Source organism: Paraburkholderia sp. 2C, assembly GCF_054589215.1.
Window position 1 is genome coordinate 407,466 of sequence record NZ_BAAILL010000036.1, and the last position, 25,885, is coordinate 433,350.

General features: G+C 64.1%; 21 protein-coding genes and 1 pseudogene. 18 read left to right on the plus strand and 4 right to left on the minus strand.

Going from position 1 to position 25,885, the window contains the following annotated elements:
• Positions 1-1,267, plus strand: a 1,267-nt coding sequence (gene ligA / locus ACYPXD_RS14450) for an NAD-dependent DNA ligase LigA (RefSeq protein ID WP_459712337.1), incomplete at its 5' end; no start/stop codon positions are given.
• Positions 1,264-1,797 (plus strand): peptide deformylase, encoded by a 534-nt coding sequence (def, locus tag ACYPXD_RS14455; protein ID WP_459712339.1) that lies wholly within the window; start codon positions 1,264-1,266, stop codon positions 1,795-1,797. The genes ligA and def, both read left to right, overlap by 4 nt.
• 55 nt (positions 1,798-1,852) lie before the next feature.
• On the opposite strand, the pseudogene ACYPXD_RS14460 reads toward def, so the two are convergent.
• The 3 genes and pseudogenes from ACYPXD_RS14460 to map all read right to left on the minus strand — a co-directional run bounded on the left by ACYPXD_RS14460 (position 1,853) and on the right by map (position 7,480).
• Positions 1,853-3,834: pseudogene (locus tag ACYPXD_RS14460) on the minus strand (pseudouridine synthase).
• Positions 3,835-4,056: 222 nt separating this feature from the next.
• Positions 4,057-6,636 carry a [protein-PII] uridylyltransferase gene (locus ACYPXD_RS14465; RefSeq protein WP_459712341.1) on the minus strand — a complete coding sequence of 860 codons (2,580 nt, stop codon included), beginning with the start codon at positions 6,634-6,636 and terminating at the stop codon, positions 4,057-4,059.
• 31 nt (positions 6,637-6,667) lie between these two features.
• Positions 6,668-7,480 (minus strand): type I methionyl aminopeptidase, encoded by an 813-nt coding sequence (gene map, locus ACYPXD_RS14470; protein ID WP_459712343.1) that lies wholly within the window; start codon positions 7,478-7,480, stop codon positions 6,668-6,670.
• A 551-nt stretch (positions 7,481-8,031) separates the two neighbouring features.
• On the opposite strand from map, the gene rpsB reads away from it, so the two are divergent.
• From rpsB to ACYPXD_RS14550, 16 genes are all read left to right on the plus strand, one after another.
• Positions 8,032-8,787, plus strand: coding sequence for a 30S ribosomal protein S2 (gene rpsB, locus ACYPXD_RS14475; RefSeq protein ID WP_308835285.1), 756 nt, complete (start codon positions 8,032-8,034; stop codon positions 8,785-8,787).
• A gap of 257 nt (positions 8,788-9,044) precedes the next feature.
• Positions 9,045-9,926 (plus strand): translation elongation factor Ts, encoded by an 882-nt coding sequence (gene tsf, locus ACYPXD_RS14480; RefSeq protein WP_459712347.1) that lies wholly within the window; start codon positions 9,045-9,047, stop codon positions 9,924-9,926.
• Between the two features lie 322 nt (positions 9,927-10,248).
• On the plus strand, positions 10,249-10,962 hold the full coding sequence (gene pyrH / locus ACYPXD_RS14485) for a UMP kinase (protein ID WP_459712349.1): 714 nt from the start codon (positions 10,249-10,251) through the stop codon (positions 10,960-10,962).
• Between the two features lie 98 nt (positions 10,963-11,060).
• Positions 11,061-11,621: a ribosome recycling factor gene (gene frr, locus ACYPXD_RS14490; protein ID WP_219796371.1), complete on the plus strand. Its 561-nt coding sequence runs from the start codon at positions 11,061-11,063 to the stop codon at positions 11,619-11,621.
• Positions 11,622-11,684: 63 nt separating this feature from the next.
• On the plus strand, positions 11,685-12,476 hold the full coding sequence (gene uppS, locus ACYPXD_RS14495) for a polyprenyl diphosphate synthase (RefSeq protein WP_459712352.1): 792 nt from the start codon (positions 11,685-11,687) through the stop codon (positions 12,474-12,476).
• Complete coding sequence (locus tag ACYPXD_RS14500; protein WP_459712354.1) at positions 12,470-13,291, plus strand: phosphatidate cytidylyltransferase; 822 nt, start codon at positions 12,470-12,472, stop codon at positions 13,289-13,291. Before uppS ends, ACYPXD_RS14500 begins: the two co-directional genes overlap by 7 nt.
• 11 nt (positions 13,292-13,302) lie before the next feature.
• Entirely contained in the window at positions 13,303-14,508 is a 1,206-nt protein-coding gene (locus ACYPXD_RS14505; protein ID WP_459712357.1) for a 1-deoxy-D-xylulose-5-phosphate reductoisomerase, read from the plus strand.
• A gap of 7 nt (positions 14,509-14,515) precedes the next feature.
• Positions 14,516-15,976 carry an RIP metalloprotease RseP gene (gene rseP, locus ACYPXD_RS14510; protein WP_459712359.1) on the plus strand — a complete coding sequence of 487 codons (1,461 nt, stop codon included), beginning with the start codon at positions 14,516-14,518 and terminating at the stop codon, positions 15,974-15,976.
• A gap of 64 nt (positions 15,977-16,040) precedes the next feature.
• Complete coding sequence (gene bamA, locus ACYPXD_RS14515) at positions 16,041-18,353, plus strand: outer membrane protein assembly factor BamA (RefSeq protein WP_459712363.1); 2,313 nt, start codon at positions 16,041-16,043, stop codon at positions 18,351-18,353.
• A 34-nt stretch (positions 18,354-18,387) separates the two neighbouring features.
• Positions 18,388-18,930 carry an OmpH/Skp family outer membrane protein gene (locus ACYPXD_RS14520; protein WP_459712365.1) on the plus strand — a complete coding sequence of 181 codons (543 nt, stop codon included), beginning with the start codon at positions 18,388-18,390 and terminating at the stop codon, positions 18,928-18,930.
• A 97-nt stretch (positions 18,931-19,027) separates the two neighbouring features.
• On the plus strand, positions 19,028-20,116 hold the full coding sequence (gene lpxD / locus ACYPXD_RS14525; RefSeq protein ID WP_459712369.1) for a UDP-3-O-(3-hydroxymyristoyl)glucosamine N-acyltransferase: 1,089 nt from the start codon (positions 19,028-19,030) through the stop codon (positions 20,114-20,116).
• 424 nt (positions 20,117-20,540) lie between these two features.
• Complete coding sequence (gene fabZ / locus ACYPXD_RS14530; protein WP_459712372.1) at positions 20,541-21,002, plus strand: 3-hydroxyacyl-ACP dehydratase FabZ; 462 nt, start codon at positions 20,541-20,543, stop codon at positions 21,000-21,002.
• A 43-nt stretch (positions 21,003-21,045) separates the two neighbouring features.
• Positions 21,046-21,834, plus strand: a complete 789-nt coding sequence (gene lpxA / locus ACYPXD_RS14535; RefSeq protein WP_459712374.1) for an acyl-ACP--UDP-N-acetylglucosamine O-acyltransferase — start codon at positions 21,046-21,048, stop codon at positions 21,832-21,834.
• A gap of 6 nt (positions 21,835-21,840) precedes the next feature.
• Positions 21,841-23,010, plus strand: coding sequence for a lipid-A-disaccharide synthase (gene lpxB / locus ACYPXD_RS14540; protein WP_459712376.1), 1,170 nt, complete (start codon positions 21,841-21,843; stop codon positions 23,008-23,010).
• Positions 23,007-23,855, plus strand: coding sequence for a ribonuclease HII (rnhB, locus tag ACYPXD_RS14545; protein ID WP_459712378.1), 849 nt, complete (start codon positions 23,007-23,009; stop codon positions 23,853-23,855). Before lpxB ends, rnhB begins: the two co-directional genes overlap by 4 nt.
• 70 nt (positions 23,856-23,925) lie before the next feature.
• Positions 23,926-24,711, plus strand: a complete 786-nt coding sequence (locus tag ACYPXD_RS14550; protein WP_459712382.1) for a TrmH family RNA methyltransferase — start codon at positions 23,926-23,928, stop codon at positions 24,709-24,711.
• A 16-nt stretch (positions 24,712-24,727) separates the two neighbouring features.
• Here ACYPXD_RS14550 and ppsR read toward each other — a convergent pair whose 3' ends face one another.
• Entirely contained in the window at positions 24,728-25,543 is an 816-nt protein-coding gene (gene ppsR / locus ACYPXD_RS14555) for a posphoenolpyruvate synthetase regulatory kinase/phosphorylase PpsR (RefSeq protein WP_459712384.1), read from the minus strand.
• Between the last annotated feature and the right edge of the window lie 342 nt (positions 25,544-25,885).

Genomic DNA, 25,885 nt, shown 5'->3' on the forward strand with positions numbered 1-25,885 from the left:
GAATAGCCAGCGCGCGGTTGTACAGGGCGCGGACGGGCTGCTCGCGTTCTTCCGCAAAGTCGGCGAGAAGCGCGATGCGCTGCCGTACGACATCGACGGAGTCGTCTACAAGGTCGATCGCCGTGAGGAACAGGACAAGCTCGGCTTCGTGTCGCGCGCGCCGCGTTTTGCGCTGGCGCACAAATTTCCCGCGCAGGAGGCGCTGACCAAACTCGTTGCGATCGACGTGCAGGTCGGACGTACCGGTGCGATCACGCCGGTTGCCCGGCTCGAGCCCGTGTTCGTCGGCGGCGCGACGGTCACCAACGCAACCCTGCACAACGAAGACGAAGTGCGCCGCAAGGACATTCGCATCGGCGACACCGTGATTGTGCGGCGCGCGGGCGACGTCATTCCCGAAGTGGTCGGCGCGCTCGTCGACCGGCGGCCGGCCGACGCGCAGGCGTTTGTGATGCCGACCTCATGCCCGGTCTGCGGCTCGGCCATCGAACGTTTGCCCGACGAGGCGATTGCGCGTTGCAGCGGCGGCCTTTTCTGTCCCGCGCAGCGCAAGCAGGCGCTCTGGCATTTCGCGCAGCGCCGCGCGCTCGATATCGACGGGCTCGGCGAAAAGATCATCGACCAGCTTGTCGAGCAGAACCTCGTGCGCACGCCGGCGGACCTCTTCAATCTCGGCTTCTCGACGCTCGCCGCACTGGACCGGTTTGCCGACAAATCCGCGCAGAACCTGCTCGACTCGCTCGAAAAGGCCAGGCACACCACGCTCGCGCGTTTTATCTATGCGCTCGGTATCCGGCATGTCGGCGAATCGACCGCGAAGGACCTCGCGAAGCATTTCGGCTCGCTCGATCCGATCATGAGCGCAAGCGTCGACGAACTGCTCGAAGTCAACGACGTCGGCCCGATCGTCGCCGAAGCGATCCATCAGTTCTTCGCTGAAGAGCACAATCTTACGGTGATCGATCAACTGCGCGCGCCGGGCAGGGTAACGTGGCCGGAAGGGCCGCCTGCGCCGAAGGCGCCGCAGGGCGTGCTGGCCGGCAAGACGATCGTGCTGACCGGCACGCTGCCGAACCTCGCGCGCGAGGAAGCGAAGGAAATGCTCGAGGCGGCGGGCGCAAAAGTGGCCGGTTCGGTGTCGAAGAAAACCGATTATGTGGTGGCGGGCACGGAAGCGGGCAGCAAGCTCGCGAAAGCCGAGGAACTCGGCATTCCCGTACTCGACGAAGAGGGTATGCGCAAGCTTCTGGAGAGGCCGACAACATGATTCGCGAAATTCTGAAAATGGGCGATCCACGCCTTTTGCGGATTGCCAATCCCGTCGATCATTTCGATACGCCCGAGCTGCACGATCTCATCAAGGACATGTTCGAGACGATGCACGATGCGAACGGCGCGGGGCTGGCCGCGCCGCAGATCGGCGTCGATCTGCAGGTCGTGATCTTCGGGTTCGGGCATAACGAACGCTACCCCGATGCGCCGTCGGTGCCCGAAACAGTGCTGATCAACCCCACCATCACGCCGGTGTCGCAGGACATGGAAGAGGGCTGGGAAGGGTGCCTGTCGGTGCCGGGCTTGCGCGGTGTCGTGAACCGGTTCTCGATGATCCGCTATCACGGCTTCGACCAGTTCGGCAAACCGATCGACCGCGTCGCCGAAGGCTTTCATGCGCGCGTCGTGCAGCACGAGTGCGATCACCTGATCGGCAAGCTGTACCCGATGCGGATTACCGATTTCTCGAAGTTCGGGTTTACGGAAATCCTGTTTCCGGATCTCGATCCGCGCAGCGACGATTGAGCGACTGGCGCCATCGCGCGGCCGGTCGAGCCGCCCGCGCGTGCGCCGCGTACGTTCAGAACGCCTCGTCGACCGACAGGTACCGCCACTGGCCGGGCGGCAGCGCGCCGAGCGCGACCTTACCCATCCGCACGCGCTTTAATCCCACCACGTGCAGGCCGACCAGTTCGCACATCCGGCGAATCTGGCGTTTCTTGCCTTCGCGAAGCACGAAACGCAGTTGCTCGCCATTCTGCCAGCTGACCTGCGCGGTCTTGAGCGGGACGCCGTCGAGTTCGAGGCCGTGACGCAGGGTCGCGAGGCTCTCCGGCGGAAAGTGCTGGTCGACATCGGTTTCGACATCGCCATAGGCGACGCGCACGAGGTACTCCTTGTCGACCTCGGAATGTCCGCCGATCAGCTGTTTCGCGACGCGGCCGTCCTGCGTCAGCACGAGCAGGCCGGTCGAATCGATGTCGAGGCGTCCGGCCGGCGCAAGCTGGCGCAGATGCGCGACGGAAAAGCGGATGTCGGTGCGGTCGCCTTCCCAGCGATTGGCCGGCGTGACGAGCGTGATGGCCGGCTGATAGCCGTCCTCCGCCTGGCCCGACACATAGCCGACCGGCTTGTGCAGCAGGATCGTCACCTGACGCGCCTGCGCAACTTCGGCGGCCGGGTCGATCTCGATATTCACGTCGGGTCGCACGCGCGTGCCGAGCGTGTCGATGCGTTCGCCGTCGACGGTCACCCAGCCTTTCTCGATCCACTCGTCGGCTTCGCGGCGCGAGCACAGGCCCAGTTCGGACATCAGCTTCGACAGGCGCAGCATGCCGGGCGCGTCGGCGTACTCGCGGCGGGGCGCGCGCTCGGCGATGTCGGCTGCTGGGGTGTGCTGACTCGAAGGGCTCGTGCTCCGTGCGGCTTTGCCGCCGCGCTGCTGCGCATCGGCCTTGCCAGCGCGTGGTGTCTCGGTCTTACCGCCGCGCCGCGCATCGGCCTTGCCAGCGCGCGGCGTGTCGGTTTTACCGCCGCGCTGCGCGCCGGCTGAAGCCGTCGTGCGCCGCGGTCGCTCGTCGCGTTCCACGCGCTCCTGCCGCTCCGCATACGACCCTTTGACAGGGCGCGCGAACGTGCGCTCGCCGCTGCCGCGGCTTGTCGATCCGGTCGTGCGCGGGTCCGTCCGGCTGCGCGTCGAGGATGGGCGTTCGGCATCACGCGAGGTCCGTTCGCGCGGCGGCGCTGCCCGATCGGACGACGACCGGTAAGGCGCATCCGCGCCGCGCGCTGACGCCGCACGGTCGCCTGCTGCGCGATAAGGCGCGTCGGGGCGCGCTGACCGTCGTCCTTCGCTTGTTCCACGCGCATTGCCATACGGCCGGCGTCCGGGCGCGTCCCCGTCAGGCCGGCGTTGCGGCGCATCGCCGGATGAGCGGCGCGGGCGGTCGTCAGCGCGTTCGCGCGTGCCACGCACCTCGCGTTTGCCCGAGGGCATTTCGCGCTTGCCCGAGGCCGGGCCGCCCTCGCTTCGCCGCGGCGCGGCCGTACTCGACGATGAACCGCGCGCCGTGCGCTCGGCAAGAGGCCGTCGCGGCGCACCTTCGGAGTCGCCGCGAGTGCGGGGGCGTCGGTCGTCCGATGCCGAAGCGGGCGAGCGCGCCGTGCGCTCCGTGAACGGCCGTCGCGGCGCACCTTCGCCTGCCGAAGCACCCGAACGCGGTGCGCGCTCGTTGAACGGCCGCCGTTGCGCGCCGTCCGCGTCGCTGCGAGGACGTGTGGCTGGGCGCGGGCGAGTGTCGTCGCCTGCAGCGGTGCCGGAGCGAGGCGTGCGCTCCGTGTACGGGCGTCGCGGCGCACCTTCCGCGTCGCTACGGCCGCGCGCGGCGTTTCTATCGCCGGCATCGCGAGCACCGGGCGCCGAAGCGCGCCGCGCACCGGCCGCGGGCCGTTCCGTCGACCTCGCAGTGGCCAGGGCGCCGCTTTGCGAACGGCTCCCGGTCGCAGGCTTGCTCGCGCGCGCACCGCCGCCCGAGGCCGCGCCCGAACGAGTCGACCCCGCACCCGGCGCAGCCCCCGTCCCGCGCGCGCGATCGACTGTGCGTTTGCCGCCGCCCGCGCTCCCCGCTTTGCTGTCGGGTTTCACCGGCGCCTTACGCACAACAGGCTTGCGTGCGTTTGCGCTGCCCGGCCGCACCGGTGCGCGTTCGGCCGACGACGGCCGCGGATGCTTCGCTGTTAACTTGGTTCGCATAAAAATGGAGGCTGCGCTTTGGAAACTGCGCTTTACACTGCGATCGCGCGCAGCAATTCGGTTTCGACCTGGATTTGACGCCGGTTGTCGGAAAGGCCGTGCCCGTCGAGCAGAAACACGTCCTCGACGCGTTCGCCGAGCGTATTGATCCGTGCCGCGTGGACGCCGACCCGGTGCTCGGCCAGCACGCGCGCGATCGAATAGAGGAGGCCCGGCCGGTCGTTGGCGGACACGGACAGGATGTAGTATTGGCCGCGTTCGTCGGCCCGCAGGTCGACGCGCGGTGTAATCGGAAACGTGCGCGAGAGTCGCGAGAGCCGCCCCTTCGACGGCTCAGGCAGCAGTGTACCGGTTGCGCCGGAAAGGCGGATCGCCAGTTCCTGCTCGACCAGATTCGCGATGTCGCGATAGTGCACGTCGTGTTCGGTATGCGCGACGATAAAGTTATCGAGCGCGTAACCGTGCTGTGTCGTGCTGACGCGCGCATCGAGCACCGACAGGCCGTTGCGGTCGAAGTATGCGCAGATGCCGGCGAACAGGTCGGGGCGGTCCTTCACGTAGACGAGCACCTGCAGCGCCTCGCCGACCGGCGATGGCCGCGCCCGCACGATCGGCGTCCCGGTTTCGACATGGCGATACAGCATGCGTGTCTGCCATGCGATATCGGCCGGGTCGTGACGCAGGAAATAACCGACGTCGAGCTTGTCCCACAGCACTTTGTGCGCATATTCGGGCACGGTTTCGAGCCGTAGCAGCGCAAGCGCTTCCTCCTTGCGCGTCTTCATTTCCGCGTGCGCATCGGGCCGCGCGCCGCCGAGCACCGACAGCGTGATGCGGTACAGGTCCTCGAGCAGCTTGCCCTTCCACGTGTTCCAGACTTTCGGGCTCGTGCCGCGGATATCGGCGACGGTCAGCAGATAGAGCGCCGTGAGCCGCCGCTCGTTGCCGACCAGTCCGGCAAACCGCCTGATCACTTCGGGGTCGCTCGTGTCCTGCTTCTGCGCGACCTGGCTCATCGTCAGATGCTGCTCGACGAGCCACACGACCAGCGCGCTGTCCTCCTCGTCCATGCCGTGCTCGCGGCAAAAACGCCGCGCGTCGGCCATGCCGAGCTTCGAGTGGTCGCCGCCGCGGCCCTTCGCGATATCGTGAAAGAGCGCGGCCACGTACAGCACCCACGGCCGGTCGAAGTTCGTGATCAGCTGGCTGCAGAACGGGTATTCGTGCGCATGCTCGGCAATCGCGAAACGGCGCAGGTTGCGCAGCACCATCAGGATGTGCTGGTCGACCGTGTAGACGTGATACAGGTCGTGCTGCATCTGTCCGACGATGCGGCGGAAATTCAGCAGATAGCGGCCGAGCACGCTCGTCTGGTTCATCAGACGGAACGCATGTGTGATGCCGGCCGGCTGCTTGATGATCGCCATGAAAAGGCGCCGGTTCTCGGGGTCGCGCCGCCAGTGCTGGTCCATCTTGTCGCGCGCGTTGTAGAGCGCGCGCAGCGTGCGCGCCGACAGACCCTTCACGCCCGGCGTTTCTTCGTACAGCAGGAAGGCCTCGAGAATCGCACTCGGATAGCGCTCGAAGACGTCGTCGGTGGCGATTTCGAGCATGCCCTGCTTCTCGACGAAGCGCTCCGAAATGACGCGCGTGATGCCGCTCGTGTTCGGAAACAGCTGTGCTTCGATGTTCTGGATCAGGATCGTGGCGAGCTGCGTGACCGCCTTCGCGGCCCAGTAGTAGCGCCGCATCAGCTGCTCGCTCGCGCGCCGGGTGCTGGTGGCCTTGTAGCCGAAGCTCTCGGCAAGCGGTGTCTGCAAATCGAAAACGAGGATGTCCTGGCGGCGTCCGGCGACGATGTGCAGCCGCGCGCGCAGCGTCTTCAGGAAAGCTTCGTTGCGGCGCAGCTCGCGCGCCTCGCGCGACGTGATGAGCCCGCGCGTCTCGAGTTCGCGCCAGCTGTTGCCGAAGCCCGCGGCGCGCGTCACCCACAGGATGAGCTGCAGGTCGCGCAGCCCGCCCGGGCTTTCCTTGACGTTCGGTTCGAGCGAGTACGGCGTGTCCTGAAACTTCGCGTGCCGTTGCCGCATTTCCAGCACTTTCGCCTGGAAAAACGCGCGCGGATCGAGCGCGTCCTGATAGCGCAGCGCAAAGCTCTCGAAGACCGCGGTGCTGCCGCAAATGCGCCGCGCTTCGAGCAGCGAGGTGCGCACGGTCACGTCGTTGGCGGCTTCTTCGAGGCACTGCGATACGCTGCGCACGCTGCTGCCGAGTTCGAGTCCGAGGTCCCAGGCAAGGCCGATGAACTTCTCGATGCACGCTTCGCTGCCGGGCACCGGCTCGTCGGGCAGCAGCACGAGGATGTCGATATCCGAATGCGGTGCGAGTTCGCCGCGGCCGTAGCCGCCCACGGCGACGAGCGCAAACGAAGACGACAATTCGCACGTGGACCACGCGCTTTTCAACGCTTCGTCGGTGATGTGCGCGAGCGCGCGCATCGGCGCGTCGACGTTGGCCGCCGTCTTGAAGCGCTCCAGCAACGGGTTCTTGGCCATCTTGTAGTCCGCCTTCAGGGACGTGGCTTCGGACTGGGCGGCTGCAACGCTACTCATAGGCAGTGGATGTACGGGGTGACAGGAACGATCAGGCGGTGGCGGCGGCGACGATCTGCGGACGCTCGGGCGTGCCGGCGGAAACCGTCAGCACTTCGTAACCGGTCGGCGTGACGAGAATCGTATGTTCCCACTGCGCGGAGAGGCTGCGGTCTTTCGTCTTGACGGTCCACTGGTCGGGCATCGTGCGGATGTCGCGGCGTCCCGCGTTGATCATCGGCTCGATCGTGAAGATCATGCCGGCTTCGAGTTCGATGCCGGTGCCGGGGCGCCCGTAGTGCAGCACCTGAGGGTCGTCGTGGAACACGGTGCCGATGCCGTGCCCGCAGTATTCGCGCACGACGCTATAGCCGTGCGCTTCCGCGTGCTTCTGGATGGCGTGGCCGATGTCGCCGAGATGCGCGCCCGCGCGTACCTGTTCGATGCCGAGCCACATGCATTCGTAAGTGGTCTGCACGAGGCGCTTCGCCAGAATCGACCCCTCGCCGATCACGAACATGCGGCTCGTGTCGCCGAAAAAGCCGTTCTTGATGACGGTGACGTCGATATTGAGCGTGTCGCCGTTCTTGAGCACCTTGTCGCCGGGAATGCCGTGACAGATCACGTCGTTGACCGACGTGCAGACCGATTTCGGATACGGCGGATAGCCGGGGGGCTGGTAGTTGAGCGGGGCGGGAATCGTGCCTTGCACGTTCACCATATATTCGTGGCACAGGCGGTCGAGTTCGCCCGTCGTGACGCCGACCTTGACGAACGGCGTGATGTAGTCGAGCACTTCGCTCGCGAGCCGGCCGGCGACGCGCATCTGCTCGATGTCCTGTTCGTTTCTGAGCGTAATAGTCATTGGATGGGGCCTTGAAGGAAACCTGGCGATGCCCCAGGGTGCGCCTGGGGTTGACCTGACGGTTGGCCTCAAATGTGGGCCTGAAATGCGGATTTATGCGCGAATTATCGCACCATCTTCCCGCTGCCGCAGGCTTTTGCAAGGTGGATGAGGGCGGTGACGGCCTTTCCCGCGCGTTTGCCCGGCGGTCTGGCGTTCCATCCGGCCTGCTTCGGTTGCTTCGTGGGTTGCTTCGTGGACCGCTTCGCGGGTCTCTTCGTATCCGGCCGGTCGGGTTGAGCCGTGCAATAGTCGCGTGCTATAATCTTCGGCTAAGTCGCTCGCCAACTTTTCATTTTGTTCTTAAGGCAAGGTTAACCTTGCCGACGCTATTAAAGGCAAACCGGAAAGCAAACAAGGCAGGCGGCTAACTCGCAAGCCGGCGCACCCAGGGTGTCCGCGGCGTCCAGTTTCGAAAATGCGTCGAAAGATGCGTCGCAAGAATCGAAATGTGGAGCGCGCCACGGATACGGCAGCCGGCTTAAGACCCAACCCTCGCGGAGATTCAATTCATGGCAGTTACCATGCGTCAGATGCTGGAAGCCGGTGTCCACTTCGGTCACCAGACGCGCTTCTGGAACCCCAAGATGGCCCCGTTCATTTTCGGCCATCGCAACAAGATTCACATCATCAACCTCGAAAAGACGCTGCCGATGTACAACGACGCGCTGAAGTACGTGCGTCAACTGGCAGCGAACCGCGGCACGATCCTGTTCGTCGGCACGAAGCGCCAGTCGCGCGACACGATCGCGGAAGCGGCGCAGCGCGCGGGCATGCCGTTCGTGAACGCACGCTGGCTCGGCGGCATGCTGACCAACTTCAAGACGCTGAAGGTATCGATCAAGCGCCTGAAGGACATGGAAACGGCGGTCGAGGCGGGTGAGCTCGAAAAGATGAGCAAGAAGGAAGCGCTGCTGTTCGAACGCGAAATCGCCAAGCTGCAGAAGTCGATCGGCGGCGTGAAAGATATGGGCGGCATTCCGGATGCGATCTTCGTGGTCGACGTCGGCTATCACAAGATTGCTGTGACGGAAGCGAACAAGCTCGGCGTGCCGGTTATCGCCGTGGTCGATACGAACCACTCGCCGGAAGGCGTCGACTATGTCATCCCCGGCAACGACGACGCGAGCAAGGCGGTGACGCTGTATGCGCAAGGCGTGGCTGACGCGATCCTCGAAGGCCGCGCGAACGCGGTCAACGAAGTCGTGCAGGCGGCGCGCGGCGGTGACGACGGCGACGAGTTCGTCGAGGTCAACGGAGAAGCCTGAGGCGGCTCAGGCGATCTGGGTCCGGCAAAAAAGGGGGCTAGCTAGAGGCCCCCTTTTTTTAAGCCGGTGCCTTTAAGAATGTGCCTGCCGGAAGCGCAGCCGATACTCAGGCGGCGCGCCGGCAGCAGTCAGGTAAAGAGCACGGCGCGCAGCGGGCGACAGCGGTGCGAGTCGGGCGAAACGGATCTTTGCCGTGGGCAGGGCGGCCCGCAGTGGGCGGCGCGGCCGGCGGCAAGTACAGACTCAAGGAGCGAATGATGGCGGCAATTACCGCAAGCATGGTTGCAGAACTGCGCGCGAAGACCGATGCGCCGATGATGGAATGCAAGAAGGCGCTGACCGAAGCCGATGGCGACATGGCGCGTGCGGAAGAACTGCTGCGCGTGAAGCTCGGCAACAAGGCCAGCAAGGCTGCCTCGCGCGTGACGGCGGAAGGCGTGATCGCGTCGTTCATCGGCGGCAACGCGGGCGCGATCGTCGAACTGAACTGCGAAACCGACTTCGTCTCGAAGAACGACGATTTCAACGCGTTCGCGAAGCAGATCGCGGAACTGGTCGCAACAAAGAACCCGGCTGACGTCGCGGCGCTGTCGGCGCTGACGCTGAACGGCGAAACCGTCGACGCGGTGCGTCTCGCGCTCGTCGGCAAGATCGGCGAAAACCTGTCGATCCGCCGCTTTGCGCGCTTCGAAACGCCGAACAAGCTGGTTTCGTATCTGCACGGCACGCGTATCGGCGTGCTCGTCGAGTACACGGGCGCGGACGAGCAGGTCGGCAAGGACGTCGCGATGCACATCGCCGCAATGAAGCCGGTGTCGCTGTCGGCCGACGAAGTGCCGGCCGATCTGATCGCGAAGGAGCGCAGCATCGCCGAGCAGAAGGCGGCCGAGTCGGGCAAGCCGGCGGAAATCGTCGCGAAGATGGTCGACGGCAGCGTGCAGAAGTTCCTGAAGGAAGTGTCGCTGTTGAACCAGCCGTTCGTGAAGAACGACAAGCAGACCATTGAGCAGATGCTGAAGGCCGCGGGCACGAGCGTGCAGAAGTTTGCGCTGTTCGTGGTCGGCGAGGGCATCGAAAAGCGTCAGGACGACTTCGCGGCCGAAGTGGCTGCGCAAGTCGCTGCTGCAAAGCAGCAATAAACGCTAAGGTAGCAGGCACGTAGCAGACGGTTTCATTTTTTACCTGCTTCACGCTTCACCGTGGTACCCGCGTCGGCGTAGTATGCCGCCGCGGGCCGGCAGCGCCGCCGGAGATCGTTCGGATGTGGTCGGATGCCGTCGGGCCACGGTCGCCCGGCGGGCGGTTCGGCACAAGGCAGTGTGCGGCATCGGGTGGGTGTGCGATACAACCCGCGCCACAGGCCTTGCCGGGACAGCCAATGAATTTGGCGGCGCTTGCCCGAATCAGCATTTCACCCCTACAGTTCCACGTTGTTGTCTACTGCGCGATCTGGATATCCCTATGCCCACTGCCTATAAACGCGTCCTCCTGAAACTCTCCGGCGAAGCCTTGATGGGCGACGATGCCTTCGGCATCAATCGCGCGACGATCGAAAGAATGGTGGCGGACGTGGCCGAGGTGGTGCGGCTCGGTACGCAACTGGCCGTCGTGATCGGCGGCGGCAATATTTTCCGCGGTGTCGCGGGCGGCGCGGCCGGCATGGACCGCGCGACCGCCGACTACATGGGCATGCTCGCGACAATGATGAACGCGCTCGCACTGCAGGATGCGATGCGCCACGCGGGCATCGAGGCGCGCGTCCAGTCGGCGCTGCGCATGGATCAGGTGGTCGAGCCGTACATTCGCCCGCGCGCGATCCGTCAGCTCGAAGAGGGCAAGGTCGTGATTTTCGCGGCCGGTACCGGCAACCCGTTCTTCACGACCGATACGGCCGCCGCGCTGCGCGGCTCGGAAGTGGGCGCGGAAGTCGTACTGAAGGCCACCAAGGTGGACGGTGTCTATTCGGCCGATCCGCGCAAGGACACGTCGGCCACGCGCTACACGACGATCAGCTTCGATGAGGCAATTGGCCGCAACCTGCAGGTGATGGACGCGACCGCGTTCGCGCTGTGCCGCGATCAGAAGCTGCCGATCCGTGTGTTTTCGATCGTCAAACCCGGGGCGCTCAAGCGCATTATCCAGGGCGAAGACGAAGGCACGCTCGTGCACGTGTAAACTCCTTGTCACATCAGCTGGGTTCGAGCGCGAGCCCGGGTCGCGGCTATTCGCCTGCTGGCCGGCTCGCATCGTTTTGAAGGTTCGGAGGTTTAATCATGTCTGTGGCTGACATCAAGAAGGGCGCTGAACAGAAAATGCAGCGCTCGATCGACGCGTTCAAGAACGATCTGTCGAAGATCCGCACGGGCCGTGCGCACACGGGGCTGCTCGACCACATCCAGGTCGACTATTACGGCTCGCCTGTGCCGATTTCGCAGGTCGCGAACCTGACGCTCGTCGACGCGCGCACGATCGGCGTTCAGCCGTGGGAGAAGAAAATGGTCACGGTGGTCGAAAAGGCCATCCGCGAATCGGACCTGGGCCTGAACCCGGCCGCGCAGGGCGATGTGATCCGTGTGCCGATGCCGGCGCTGACCGAGGAACGCCGCCGCGAGCTGACCAAGGTCGTCAAGAGCGAAGGCGAAACGGCCAAGGTTGCGGTGCGCAATCTGCGCCGCGACGCGAACGAGCAACTGAAAAAGCTCGTGAAAGACAAAGAGATTTCCGAAGACGACGAGCGTCGCGCCGGCGACGACGTGCAGAAGCTGACGGACAAATTCGTCGCGGAAATCGACAAGCTCGTGCAGACGAAAGAAGCCGAGATCATGACGGTCTGATGCCGCGGCATTCACACCTTCAAATCTTCACTTCTTCATTTGCAGCGTTACTTCCCGACGGCCATGACCTATACCAGCTCAACCGTTCTCGTACCTGATGTCTCGGCTGTGCCGCGTCACATCGCGATCATCATGGACGGCAACGGCCGTTGGGCGACGCAGCGCCGGCTGCCTCGCGTGGCCGGCCATTCGCGCGGCGTCGACGCGGTGCGCGCGACGGTCGAAGCGTGCGCGCGGCGCGGCGTCGAATATCTGACGCTTTTTGCATTCAGCTCCGAAAACTGGCGGCGTCCGGAAGACGAAGTCTCGTTCCTGATGCGCCTTTTCGTCACCGCGCTCGAACGCGAAATCGGCAAGCTGCATGCGAACGGCATCAAGCTGCGCGTGGTCGGCGATCTGTCGGCGTTCGACCGGCGCATCCAGGATCTGATCCGGCGCGCGGAAACGAAGACCGCGCGCAATACGCGCCTGACGCTGACGATTGCCGCGAACTACGGCGGCCGCTGGGACATCATGCAAGCGACCCGCAAGCTCGTCGACGAGGCGGCGCTCACGGGCCGTGCGGTCGAAGTCAGCGAGGAAGCCTTCAGCGAGCATCTCGCGATGGCGTACGCGCCGGAGCCGGACCTCTTTATCCGCACGGGCGGCGAGCAGCGCGTCTCCAACTTCCTGCTGTGGCAGCTCGCCTATACCGAGTTCTATTTCACCGACACGTTCTGGCCGGATTTCGACGCCGATGCGCTGAATCACGCGATCGCGTCCTACACCGAGCGGGAGCGGCGCTTTGGGCGCACCAGCGCCCAGCTCGAGACGCAGTCGCCGCAGTCGCAGAACGCCGATTCGCTTTCATGCTGAAGACCCGTGTCATCACGGCGGTCGTTCTGCTGGCGGTGCTCGTGCCCGTTACGCTGTTTGCGCCAATCGGCGCATTCGGCGCGCTGATCGCGTTCGTGGTCGTGTTTGCCGCGTGGGAGTGGGCGCGGCTTCTGAAGCTGACGGGCGCGGGACCGATCGTCTACGCGATCGTCGCAGCGCTCGCGCTCGTGGCGAGCACGAAGCTCGGCGTCGGGTTCGTCGCACCGCGGCCGCTGTTCGAGGCGGCCGCGATTTTCTGGGTGCTGGTCGGCCCGTTCGTGCTGATTCGTAAGCCCACGCTGGCCGCAGGCGGCTGGCGCGTATTCCTGCTGGTGGCCGGCGTGGTCGCGTTTGCGGCGTGCTGGCACGCACTCGTGGCCGCGCGCCTCGCCGGCGTCGCATTCGTGCTTTCCCTGCTGCTGGTGGTCTGGCTGGCCGATATCGGCGCATACTTCGCCGGTAAGGCTTTTGGAAAGCACAAGCTGGCGCCCGCGATCAGCCCCGGCAAGACCTGGGAGGGTGCGATCGGCGGCTGGCTCGCGGTGATGATCGTCGCCGCGCTCGCGGTGCTGACCCGCGCATTCGAGCCGACCCTGTTTTATGCGCTGCTGGAACACCTCGGTTCCGTACGCGCGTTCATTGCGCTGACGCTGCTCGTCGCGTTCAGCGTGGTCGGCGACCTGTTCGAGTCGATGTTGAAACGCCAGGCCGGCGTCAAGGATTCGAGCGGCCTTCTGCCCGGCCACGGCGGCGTCCTCGACCGCATCGACGCGTTGTTGCCCGTGCTGCCGCTCGCCATGCTGCTGCTCGGCTAGAGAAAAGAGACATGAAGAAACGATTGACCTTGCTCGGTTCCACCGGCTCGATTGGAGACAGCACGCTCGACGTGGTGGCGCGTCACCCCGAGCGTTTTTCCGTCTATGCGCTTTCGGCGCACCGCAACGGCGACAAGCTCGTCGAACAATGCCTGCGCTTCAAGCCTGAAGTGGCCGTGGTCGGCGATGCGACGACCGCGCAACAGGTCGCGGGCAAGCTGCGCGCCGCGGGCTGCAAGACCGAAGTGCTGCACGGACCGCAGGCGCTCGTCGACGTATCGGCCAGCGAGGGCTGCGATACGGTGGTCGCGGCCATCGTCGGCGCGGCGGGACTGGCGCCGAGCCTTGCGGCCGCGCGCGCCGGCAAGCGCATTCTGCTCGCGAACAAGGAAGCGCTCGTCATGTCCGGCGCGATCTTCATGGATGCGGTTCGCGATAACGGCGCGATCCTGCTGCCGGTCGACAGCGAGCACAACGCGATTTTCCAATGTCTGCCGCGCGAAGCGGCGTTACACGGCGGCGTCTCGAAGATCATTCTGACCGCATCGGGCGGACCGTTCCGCACGCGCGAACCGGCAAGCCTCATCGACGTGACGCCGGAAGAAGCCTGTAAGCATCCGAACTGGGTCATGGGCCGCAAGATCTCGGTCGACTCCGCGACGATGATGAACAAGGGCCTCGAAGTCATCGAAGCGCATTGGCTCTTCGGTCTCGCAGGCGATCGTATCGACGTGCTGATTCATCCGCAAAGCGTGATTCATTCGCTGGTGTCGTATGCGGACGGATCGGTGCTCGCGCAACTGGGCAACCCCGACATGCGCACGCCGATTGCGCACGCGCTCGCGTTTCCGGAGCGCGTCCACTCGGGCGTGGCGCCGCTCGATCTCGCGCAGATCGCGACGCTGTCGTTTGAAAAACCCGATTACGCGCGCTTTCCGTGTCTCGCGCTCGCGATGAAGGCGCTCGCCGCGGGCGGCGTGGCCAGCGCGGCGCTCAACGCGGCCAATGAAATCGCCGTCGACGCGTTTCTCACGCGCCGCATCGGTTTCACGGCCATCGCGCAAGTTGTCGATGCCGTGTTGAACGCGCTGCCCAATCGCGATGCAGCGAGCCTCGACGATGTGATCGAAGCCGATGCTGCGGCGCGGCGCGCGGCGTCGTCGATGATCGACGCGCTGCCGTCGCTCGCGCGGCGCACGGAGCGCGCCACTCAGTGAGGCGTCTATGAATCTGCTGACCGAAGTACTCGCCTTTATCGTTGCGATCGGCGTGCTGGTGGTGGTGCACGAGTACGGCCACTATAGCGTCGCGCGGCTGTGCGGCGTGAAGGTGCTGCGTTTCTCGATCGGTTTTGGCAAACCGCTTGCACAGTGGGTCAGCAAGAAAACCGGCACGCAATGGACGATTGCGATGCTGCCGCTCGGCGGCTACGTGAAAATGCTCGACGAGCGCGAAGAGGGCGCGCGCATTCCCGACGACCAACTGCGCTATGCGTTCAACCGGCAGTCGGTCGGCAAACGCTTTGCGATTGTTGCGGCGGGGCCGATCGCCAACTTCCTGCTGGCCATCGTGCTGTTCGCCGCGGTATTCGCGACCGGGGTGACGGAGCCCGCGGCGATCGTCGCTTCACCTGCGATGAATACGGCCGCGGCGCACGCCGGCTTCGAAGGCGGCGAAACGGTTACCGCGGTGCGCGATGCGAGCGGCGGCGACGCGGAGCCCGTGCGTTCGTGGTCCGACTTGCGCTGGAAGCTGCTCGGCGCGGCGTTCGATCATCGCAACGTCGTGCTGACCGCGAAGGACCGGAACGGCACGTTCGACTTTCCGCTGAGCCTCGAGAGCCTCGCGGACAAGGAAGTCGATGACAATTTCATGTCGCGTCTGGGCTTCGAGCCCGGCGGCGGCACGCTGTCGGTCGCCGGTGTGCAGCGCGGCAGTGCGGCACAACGCGCGGGCCTCGAAGCCGGCGATCGTCTGCGCGCGGTCGACGGCCATCCGGCCGATAACGCGACCACGTTTATCAATTACATCAAGTCGCACGCGGGCAAGCCGATCACGCTGCAAGTCGAGCGCGGCGCACAAGCCTCGCAAGGTGTCGCGCAACCCGGCGCACAAGCAGACTTACAAGCAGACTCACAAGCAGAGGCACAAGCGAAAACACAAACGGGCGTCATGCATACGATCACGCTCGTGCCCGCCGCGCAGCGCGACGAGGCAAGCGGCGAGAACGTCGGCCGTATCGGCGCAGAACTCGCTACGCAGGTGCCCTCGATCGATGTGCGTTATGGCCCGGTCGAAAGCCTGCGGCTCGGCGCAAACCGCACGTGGGAACTCGGCGTCTATTCGATACGGATGTTCGGCCGCATGATTGTCGGCGAGGCGTCGCTGAAGAATCTGTCGGGTCCGGTGACGATTGCTGACTATGCAGGCAAGAGCGCAAGACTCGGACCGTCAGCATTCCTTTCGTTCCTCGCGCTTGTCAGCATAAGCCTCGGCGTTCTCAACCTTTTACCAATTCCGGTATTGGACGGGGGGCATCTGTTATATTATTTGGTTGAGGCGGTTACGGGTAAGGCGGTATCCGATCGCTGGCAGCTGGTTCTTCAAAGAGCGGGACTTGCGTGCATCGTCGCCCTGTCGGCGATCGCGCTTTTTAACGATCTTGCTCGTTTAATCCATTTTTAAAGGTGTCAGGCGGCGTTCGCAACGACCGTCGGACCTGATGCAGCTATAACACTGGGGAAGCACGTTGTTCAAACCTCATCGCTTTGTTCCTAAAACAGTTGTAGCCGCGGCATTCGCCGCGCATGGGCTCATCGCCCACGCAACGACACCCTTTGTGGTGCAAGACATTCGGATCGAGGGTTTGCAACGGGTCGAACCGGGTACCGTGTTCTCCTATCTGCCGATCAAGCAGGGCGATACGTTCACTGACGACAAAGCTTCCGAAGCGATCCGCGCGCTGTACGCAACGGGCTTTTTCAACGATGTCAAGATTGCGACCGAAGGCAATGTCGTGATCGTCCAGGTGGCCGAGCGTCCGGCCATCGGCACGATCGATTTCTCCGGTATCCACGAATTCGAAAAAGACAACCTGACCAAAGCGCTGCGCGCGGTCGGTCTGTCGCAAGGCCGGTATTACGACAAGGCGCTCGTCGACAAGGCCGAACAGGAGTTGAAGCGCCAATATCTGACGCGCGGCTTCTATGCGGCCGAAGTCACCACCACGGTTACGCCGATCGACCGTAACCGCGTGGGTCTGCTGTTCTCGGTGGTCGAAGGCCCGAGCGCGAAGATCCGCCAGATCAACTTCATCGGCAACAAGGCTTTCAGCACCGGCACGCTGCGCGACGAAATGCAGCTGTCCACGCCGAACTGGTTTTCCTGGTACACGAAGAACGATCTGTACTCGAAGGAAAAGCTGACCGGCGACCTCGAAAACGTTCGCTCGTATTACCTCAATCGCGGCTATCTCGAGTTCAACATCGAGTCGACCCAGGTGTCGATCACGCCCGATAAAAAGGACATGTACCTGACGATCACGCTGCACGAGGGCGAGCCGTACACGATCTCGAGCATCAAACTCGCGGGTAATCTGCTCGATCGCGAGGCCGAGCTCACCAAGCTGATCAAGATCAAACCGGGCGAGCGTTTCTCGGCCGAAAAGCTGCAGGCCACCACCAAAGCGATCGTCGACAAGCTCGGCGAATACGGCTACGCATTCGCCACCGTCAACGCGCTGCCGCAAATCGATCAGGAGCATCACAAGGTCGACCTCACGCTGCAGGTCGACCCGAGCCGCCGCGTCTATGTGCGCCGCGTCAACGTGGTCGGCAACACGCGTACGCGCGACGAAGTCGTGCGCCGCGAAATGCGCCAGCTCGAAAGCTCGTGGTTCGATTCGAACCGCCTCGCGCTGTCGAAGGACCGCATCAACCGTCTGGGCTACTTCACCGATGTCGATGTCACCACGGTGCCGGTCGAAGGCACACCCGACCAGGTCGACGTCGATGTGAAGGTGACGGAAAAACCGACGGGCGCGATTACGCTCGGTGCGGGTTTCTCGTCGACGGATAAGGTGGTGCTCTCGGCCGGTGTGTCGCAGGACAACGTGTTCGGCTCCGGCACCAGTCTGTCGGTCAACGTGAACACCGCGAAGACGTACCGCACGCTGACGGTTACCCAGGTCGATCCGTACTTCACGGTGGACGGCATCAAGCGCATCACGGACGTCTACTACCGCACGTACGAGCCGCTTTTCTATTCGACCGATTCGAGCTTCCGGATCGTGACGGTGGGTGGCGACCTCAAGTTCGGCATCCCGTTCTCCGAAGTCGATACGGTGTTCTTCGGCGTGGGCTTTGAACAGAACACGCTCGACGTCGACGCGAGCACGCCGCAGACGTACAAGAACTACGTGCAGGACTTCGGCCGCGTATCGAACAACGTGCCGCTGACAGTCGGCTGGTCGCGCGACAATCGCGACAGCGCGCTGGTACCGAGCCGCGGTTACTTTACGCAGGCGAATGCCGAATACGGTACGCCGGTCGGCGGTACACAGTATTACAAGGCCGATCTGCAGGCGCAGTACTATTACTCGTTTGCGCGCGGCTTCGTGCTCGGCTTTAACGTGCAGGGCGGCTACGGTAACGGTATCGGCAATCCGTTCCCGATCTTCAAGAACTACTACGCGGGTGGTATCGGTTCGGTGCGCGGCTATGAGCCGAGTTCGCTGGGTCCGCGTGACAAGACCACGAACGATCCGGTCGGCGGTAACAAGATGTTCGTCGGCAATATCGAGCTCACGTTCCCGCTGCCGGGCACCGGCTATGACCGCACGCTGCGTGTGTTCACGTTCATCGACGCCGGTAACGTCTGGGGTGATCCTGCCCAGGGCGGCAACACGACGGTCGGCTCGAATGGCCTGCGCTACGCTTACGGCTTTGGTCTCGCGTGGATTTCGCCAATCGGGCCGCTCAAGCTGAGCTTGGGCTTCCCGGTGCAGAAGCATACGGGCGACCAGTATCAGAAGTTCCAGTTCCAGATCGGGACGGCATTCTGACCGGATGAACGGCGACCCTTACAGTATCGAGAGGATGACTTTGCTAACCGGTATGATTTCGAAACGTGTGGCATGCGCTCTGGCGCTGACGGTGGCCTTGGGGGCGGGCATCGTGCAAGCCGCGCAGGCGCAGGAAGCGCGTATTGCGGCGGTCAATTCGGACCGCATCCTGCGCGAATCGGCGGCGGCGAAGGCGGCCCAGGCGAAGCTCGAAGCCGAGTTCGCGAAGCGCGACAAGGATCTGCAGGATATGGCGCAGCGTCTGAAATCGATGTCCGATTCGCTCGACAAGAATGGTCCGGCGATGTCGCCCACCGACCGCGCACAGAAGCAACGCGACCTGTCGCAGCTCGATAGCGATTTTCAGCGCAAGCAGCGCGAGTTTCGCGAAGACCTGAACCAGCGCCGTAATGAAGAGCTCGCCGCGGTGCTGGACCGCGCGAACAAGGTCATCAAGCAGATCGCCGAACAGCAACACTACGATCTGATCGTGCAGGAAGCGGTGTATGTGAGTCCGCGCATCGACATTACCGATCAGGTGTTGAAGGCGCTGGCCGCACCGAACAATACGAACTGACGCAAAAGAGCAGCAGGCCGGTACCGAAGTCAGAATACCCGGTACCTTGTTAAGCGCCAACCTGGGCGCTGAACGAAATCAGGAGCAGTACACGCATATGGCTTTTACGCTCGAGGAGATCGTCAGACGCTTCGGCGGCGACATTGTCGGAGACCGAACGCGTCGCGTCAGCAATCTGGCGCCGCTGGACCAGGCCGGCCCGGAACACCTGGCGTTCCTCGCGAACCCCAAGTATCTGTCGCAGGTCGATACCACCCAGGCGGGGGCCGTGTTGATCAACGCGGACGACCTCGCGAAACTCGCATCGCCCGACGGGCGTAACTTCATCGTCACGCCGAATCCGTACGCTTACTTCGCGCGCGTCGCACAGGCATTTATCGACCTGGCTTCCCCGAAGGCGGTGCCGGGCGTCCATCGCAGCGCGCACGTCGACGCGGCCGCGCAGGTTGCGGCGAGCGCGGTCATCGGTCCGAACGTGACCGTCGAAGCGGGCGCGGTGATCGGCGAAAACGTGCGTCTCGATGCGAATGTGTTCATCGGTCGCGGCACGCGGATCGGCGCCGGGTCGCATCTGTATCCGAATGTCACCGTGTACCATGGCTGCGCCCTGGGCGAGCGCGCGATCGTGCAGTCCGGCGCGGTAATCGGCTCCGACGGCTTCGGCTTCGCACCGGACTTCGTCGGCGATGGCGACGCGCGTACGGGCAGCTGGGTCAAGATTCCGCAGGTCGGCGGCGTGACGATCGGTCCCGATGTCGAGATCGGCGCGAACACGACGATCGACCGCGGCGCGATGGCCGACACCGTGATCGAGGAATGCGTGAAAATCGATAACCTCGTGCAAATTGCGCACAATTGCCGGATCGGCGCGTATACGGTGATTGCTGGCTGCGCGGGCATCGCGGGCAGCACGACGATCGGCAAGCACTGTATGATCGGCGGCGCGGTCGGCATCGCGGGCCACGTGACGCTCGGCGATTACGTCATCGTGACCGCGAAGTCGGGCGTGTCGAAGTCGCTGTTGAAGCCGGGTTTGTACACGAGCGCGTTTCCGGCCGTCGAGCATGCGGAGTGGAACAGGAGCGCCGCGCTGCTGCGCAATCTCGACAAATTGCGCGACCGGATCAAGGCGCTTGAGGCCAAGGTTGAAGCCAAGGCTGCGGGCGACGCGAGCGGCAAGGCATAACGCCGTACAGGCAACAGTCGGTAACAGGTGGCAACAGACGCAAGCAGCAACTGCGGCTAACAGGCGCGGCTGAAGTCTCGACTCGAGTCGCAACGCAAGTCGCACCTGAAGGCGCGAGCAACAAACGACAACAAGGGAGTAGAAACGCACGATCGGGGAGCGCCGGCCGATACCGCGAGAAAGCGTGAAACAGGCGAAGCGAACCCACGGCGCCGTAGTCGCCGGGTATCGCGGGTGACCCGGAGAAGCGATCCGGTAATCGACCTGATGAAGCGACCTGATGAAGCGGGCTGATGAAGCGCACCGGCGGCCGCATGTGACTCATTCACTGCACCGGCATCCACTTTATCGTCGCGTCATGATCACGAAACTGCGGTGAAACTGCGACAAAACCACGACGAAACTGCGCGTGAAACGAAATACCATGAGCACCGAAAAAATCAACCTCGACATTCACAAGATTCTGACGCTGCTGCCGCATCGCTATCCGATCCTGCTGGTCGACCGGGTGGTCGAACTCGAGCCGCACAAGGCGATCAAGGCGCTGAAGAATGTCACGATCAACGAGCCGTACTTCGTCGGGCACTTCCCGAAGCGTCCGGTGATGCCCGGCGTGCTGATCCTCGAAGCGCTCGCGCAGACAGCCGCGCTGCTGACGTTCGCGGAAGAGCCGCACGACCCCGACAACACGCTCTACCTGTTCGTCGGTATCGACAATGCGCGCTTCAAGCGCGTCGTGGAACCGGGCGACCAGCTTATTCTGAACGTGACGTTCGAGCGTCATATGCGCGGCATCTGGAAGTTCAAGGCGCGCGCGGAAGTCGACGGCGCGGTGGCCGCGGGAGCGGACCTGATGTGTGCGGTGCGCACGTCGGACGAGGGCTGACGGCGGCAAGACGCACGCCAACTGAACTAGAAAGCGAGGGCGCATGAGCAGGATTCATCCCACTGCGATCATCGAGCCGGGTGCACAGCTCGACGACACGGTCGACATCGGACCGTACGCCATCGTCGGCGCAAACGTCACGATCGGCGCGCGGACCACGGTCGGTTCGCACAGCGTGATCGAAGGTCACACGACGCTCGGCGAAGACAACAGCATCGGCCACTACGCATCGATCGGCGGCCGGCCGCAGGACATGAAGTACAAAGGCGAGCCGACGAAGCTCGTGATCGGCCACCGCAACACGATTCGCGAATTCACCACGATCCACACCGGCACCGTGCAGGACACGGGCGTGACGACGGTCGGCGACGACAACTGGATTATGGCGTACGTGCACATCGGCCACGACTGCCAGATCGGCAACAACGTGATTCTGTCGAGCAACGCGCAGATGGCGGGGCACGTGCTCATCGGCGACTATGCGATCGTCGGCGGCATGTCGGGCGTGCATCAGTTCGTGCGCATCGGCGCGCATTCGATGCTGGGCGGCGCATCGGCGCTCGTGCAAGACATCCCGCCGTTCGTGATCGCGGCCGGTAACAAGGCCGAGCCGCACGGCATCAACGTCGAGGGGCTGCGCCGGCGCGGCTTCTCGCCCGATGCGATTTCGGCGCTGCGTTCGGCGTACCGGCTGCTGTACAAAAACGGCCTGTCGCTCGAAGAAGCGAAGGTGCAACTGCGCGAACTCGCGACGGCGGGCGGCGACGGCGACGAAGCGGTGCGCGCGTTCGTCGACTTCGTCGAATCGTCGCAGCGCGGCATCATCCGCTAACGCGCGATGTCGTTGCACTCCAGCCAGCCTCGGCTAGCGATGGTCGCCGGCGAACCGTCCGGCGACATACTCGGCGCGGCGCTGCTCGACGGCCTCGCGGCGCGGTTGCCGGCCGCGCGCAGTTACGGCATTGGCGGCTCGCGCATGATCGCGCATGGCTTCGACGCGCATTTTCCGATGGAAAAGCTGACAGTGCGCGGCTATGTCGAAGCGCTGCGGCATATTCCCGAGATTCTCGGCATCCGCAACGAGCTCAAGCGTCAACTGCTCGCGGATCCGCCCGACGCGTTCGTCGGCATCGATGCGCCGGATTTCAATTTCGGCCTCGAACACGCGCTGCGCGATGCGGGCATTCCGACTGTGCATCTCGTGTGCCCATCGATCTGGGCGTGGCGCGGCGGGCGCATCAAGAAGATCGCGAAGGCGGTCGACCACATGCTGTGCGTGTTTCCGTTCGAGAAACCGCTGCTCGAGAAGGCAGGCGTCGCCGCGACTTACGTCGGGCATCCGCTGGCCGATCAGATTCCACTCGAGCCCGACGTCGCCGGCGCACGCAGCACGCTTGGCCTGCCCGCCAGCGGCCCCGTGATCGCGGTGCTGCCGGGCAGCCGCCGCTCGGAAATCGAACTGATCGGCCCGACGTTTTTCGACGCGATGGCGCTGATGCAGGCGCGCGAACCGGGCGTGCGCTTCGTGATGCCGGCCGCGACGCCGGCGCTGCGCGAGCAGCTCAAGCCGCTGATCGACACGCACGCCGGGCTCGCACTGACGGTGACCGAGGGCAACGCGCAGCTCGCCATGACGGCCGCCGACGCTCTGCTCGTGAAGAGCGGCACGGTTACGCTCGAAGCGGCGCTGCTCAAGAAGCCGATGGTGATTTCGTACAAGGTGCCGTGGCTGACGGGGCAGATCATGCGCCGGCAGGGCTACCTGCCGTATGTCGGCTTGCCGAATATTCTCGCGGGGCGTTTCGTCGTGCCCGAAATCCTGCAGCATTTCGCCACGCCGCAAGCGCTTGCCGATGCGACGTTGACCCAGTTGCGCGACGACGCGAACCGGCGCACGCTGACGGAAATCTTCACGGAAATGCATCACGTGCTCAGACAGAACACGGCGCAGCGGGCCGCGGAAGCGGTCGCGCAGGTTGTCGAGTCGCGCAGCAAGGGGCGGGCATGAGCGAGAAGGCGTTGTCGGGCCATACGAAAGCCGCTGCGGCCGAGAGGGCGGCAAGCGGCGTAAAAAGCGGCGTAAAAAGCGGGGCAAAAAGCGCGCCGAAAAGAGTCAGGACGGTTGCCGCCAAAGCCGTGATTGCCGTGCAGCCGGGGCTCGATTTCGAATCGCCGCTCGATATCATCTGCGGTGTCGACGAAGCCGGGCGTGGGCCGCTGGCGGGTCCGGTGGTGGCCGCCGCGGTCATTCTCGACCCGAAGCGGCGCATTCGCGGCCTCGACGATTCGAAGGTGCTGAGCGCGAAGAAGCGCGAGGCGCTCTACGACAAGATCGTCGAGCGTTCGCTCGCATGGTGCGTCGCGTCGGCGTCGGTCGAAGAAATCGATACGCTGAACATCCTGCACGCAACAATGCTCGCCATGAAACGCGCAGTCGAAGGACTCTCGGTCGTGCCGACGCTGGCGAAGATCGATGGCAATCGCTGCCCGACACTGAGCGTGCGCAGCGAGGCGATCGTCAGTGGCGATGCGCTCGTGCCGTGCATTTCGGCGGCGTCGATACTTGCGAAGGTTACGCGCGACCGCATGTTGTTCGATCTGCATCAGACCTTCCCCGTGTACGGGTTCGACGCTCATGCGGGCTACGGCACGCCGCAACATCTGCTGGCGCTGCGCGAGCATGGGCCTTGCGCGCATCATCGGCGCTCGTTCGCGCCGGTGCGCGAAGCGCATCTGCGGCTTGGCGTCGCGCTTGGCGATCTGCCGTCCGGGACCGTGATCGTCGAACCGGCCGCTTTCGGCAACGATGCATTCGACGACGCGTCGCTCGATCTCGATCGCCCGCCGTTCTGAACCGCGCGGCGCGACCGTCAATCCAGACGCGAAACCCCAGACGCGAAACCCCAGACGCGAAACCCCACACGTGAAGCCCATCACCTCGCGCGACAATCCGCTCTATAAACGTCTGAAGGCGCTCGCCGGCTCGACGCATCAGCAACGCCGCAGCGCGCACGCGCTGCTCGAAGGGTTTCACCTTGCAAGTGCGTATCTCGATGCCGTGGGGCAGCCGGAAATCTGCGTCGTCACCGAAGGCGCGTTGAGTCACGGCGAAGCCCAGGCGATTGTCGCTCGCATCGAATCGTCGCGCATCGTGACGTTGCCCGATACGTTGTTCGGCCAGTTATCGAATGTCGTCAATGGCGTCGGCATGCTGCTGCTCGTCGAACGGCCCACGATGACGCCACCCGAACACGTGACGCAAAGCTGCGTCGTGCTCGACGGCGTGCAGGACGCCGGCAATGTCGGTTCGATTCTGCGCAGTGCGGCCGCGGCCGGTATCGGCGATGTGTTCTGCGTGCAGGGCACCGCCTATGCGTGGGCATCGAAGGTGCTGCGCTCGGCGATGGGCGCGCACTTCCTGCTGCGCATTCACGAGGACATCGAGCCGCAGGCGCTGATCGAACGGCTCGCGGTGCCTGTCACTATCACCGATTCGCATGGCGCGCAGGCCATTTACGATTGCGACCTGTCCGGTCAGCATGCGTGGGTATTCGGCAATGAAGGCGCGGGCGTGTCGGCGGCGTGGCGCGCCGCGGTCGCCCAGCGGGTCACGATTCCGCAACCGGGCGGCATGGAATCGCTGAACGTCGCGGCCGCCGCGGCCGTCTGTCTTTTCGAACAGTGCCGGCAGCAGCGCGGACGTTCCTGAGAAGGTCGGCCGTCGATCAGTACGAAGGCCGGTCGAGCCTGATTTCCTGCAGGATCGTGGTGGCGATTTCCTCGATCGACTTGTGCGTCGACGAGAGCCACTTGATTCCCTCACGCCGCATCATCGCTTCCGCTTCGTTGATCTCATAACGGCAACTTTCGATCGACGCGTACTTGCTGCCGGGACGCCGCTCGTTGCGAATTTCGGCGAGGCGCTGCGGATCGATCGACAGTCCGAACATCTTGTCGCGATGCGCGAGCAATGGCGTGGGCAGCTTGGCGCGCTCGAAGTCTTCGGGAATCAGCGGATAGTTCGCCGCCTTTACGCCGTACTGCATCGCGAGATAAAGGCTTGTCGGCGTCTTGCCGCTGCGCGATACACCCACCAGAATCACGTCGGCTTCGGCGAGATTGCGGTTCGACTGGCCGTCGTCGTGCGCGAGCGAGAAGTTGATCGCCTCGATGCGGTTCTTGTATTCCTCGGTGTCGGCGTTCTGGTGCCCGCGGCCCATCGCGTGGCTCGACTTCAGCTCCAGCTCCTGTTCGAGCGGCTCGACGAAGGTCTGGAACATGTCGAGCACGAGCGCATTCGAACCTTTGACGATCTGGTTCGATCCGCTGTTCACGAGCGTCGTGAATACGATCGGCCGGCGGCCTTCCTGGCGGCCCGCTTCGTTGATCTTCTCGAGCGTCGCGTAGGCTTTTTCGGTCGAATCGACGAACGGCACGCGAACGAGCCGGAATTTCTGGTCGAACTGGGAGAGGATCGAATGCGCGAAGGTTTCGGCAGTGATCCCGGTACCGTCGGAAACGATGAATACGGTGGGCGGCATCAGTCTGAAGGGAACGTGAGCGAGAGCAACCGCTCGAACTAGGGGGCGGCATGAAAACTGCTGCATATGCCCGACGGCCGGGCTTCTGCCCGATTTTAACCGCATCTGCGTACGCGGCTGTGCGGCACGCTTCGCGCCATTGTTGGCCGACCGGCACATTTCGGGGAATCGGCACGGTAGAATAGCGGCAACCTGTTGGATAAGCAATTGCAAGCAAACCGAAGGCCACGGCCGCTCAGGCGTCAGCTTGAGTCCGGTTGGCTGCACCGGCGATTGTTTCTCCAACAGGTTGCGCAAGACGCGCGAACGCTTCTTATGAGCGCCGCGCGTGCAAGCCCACTT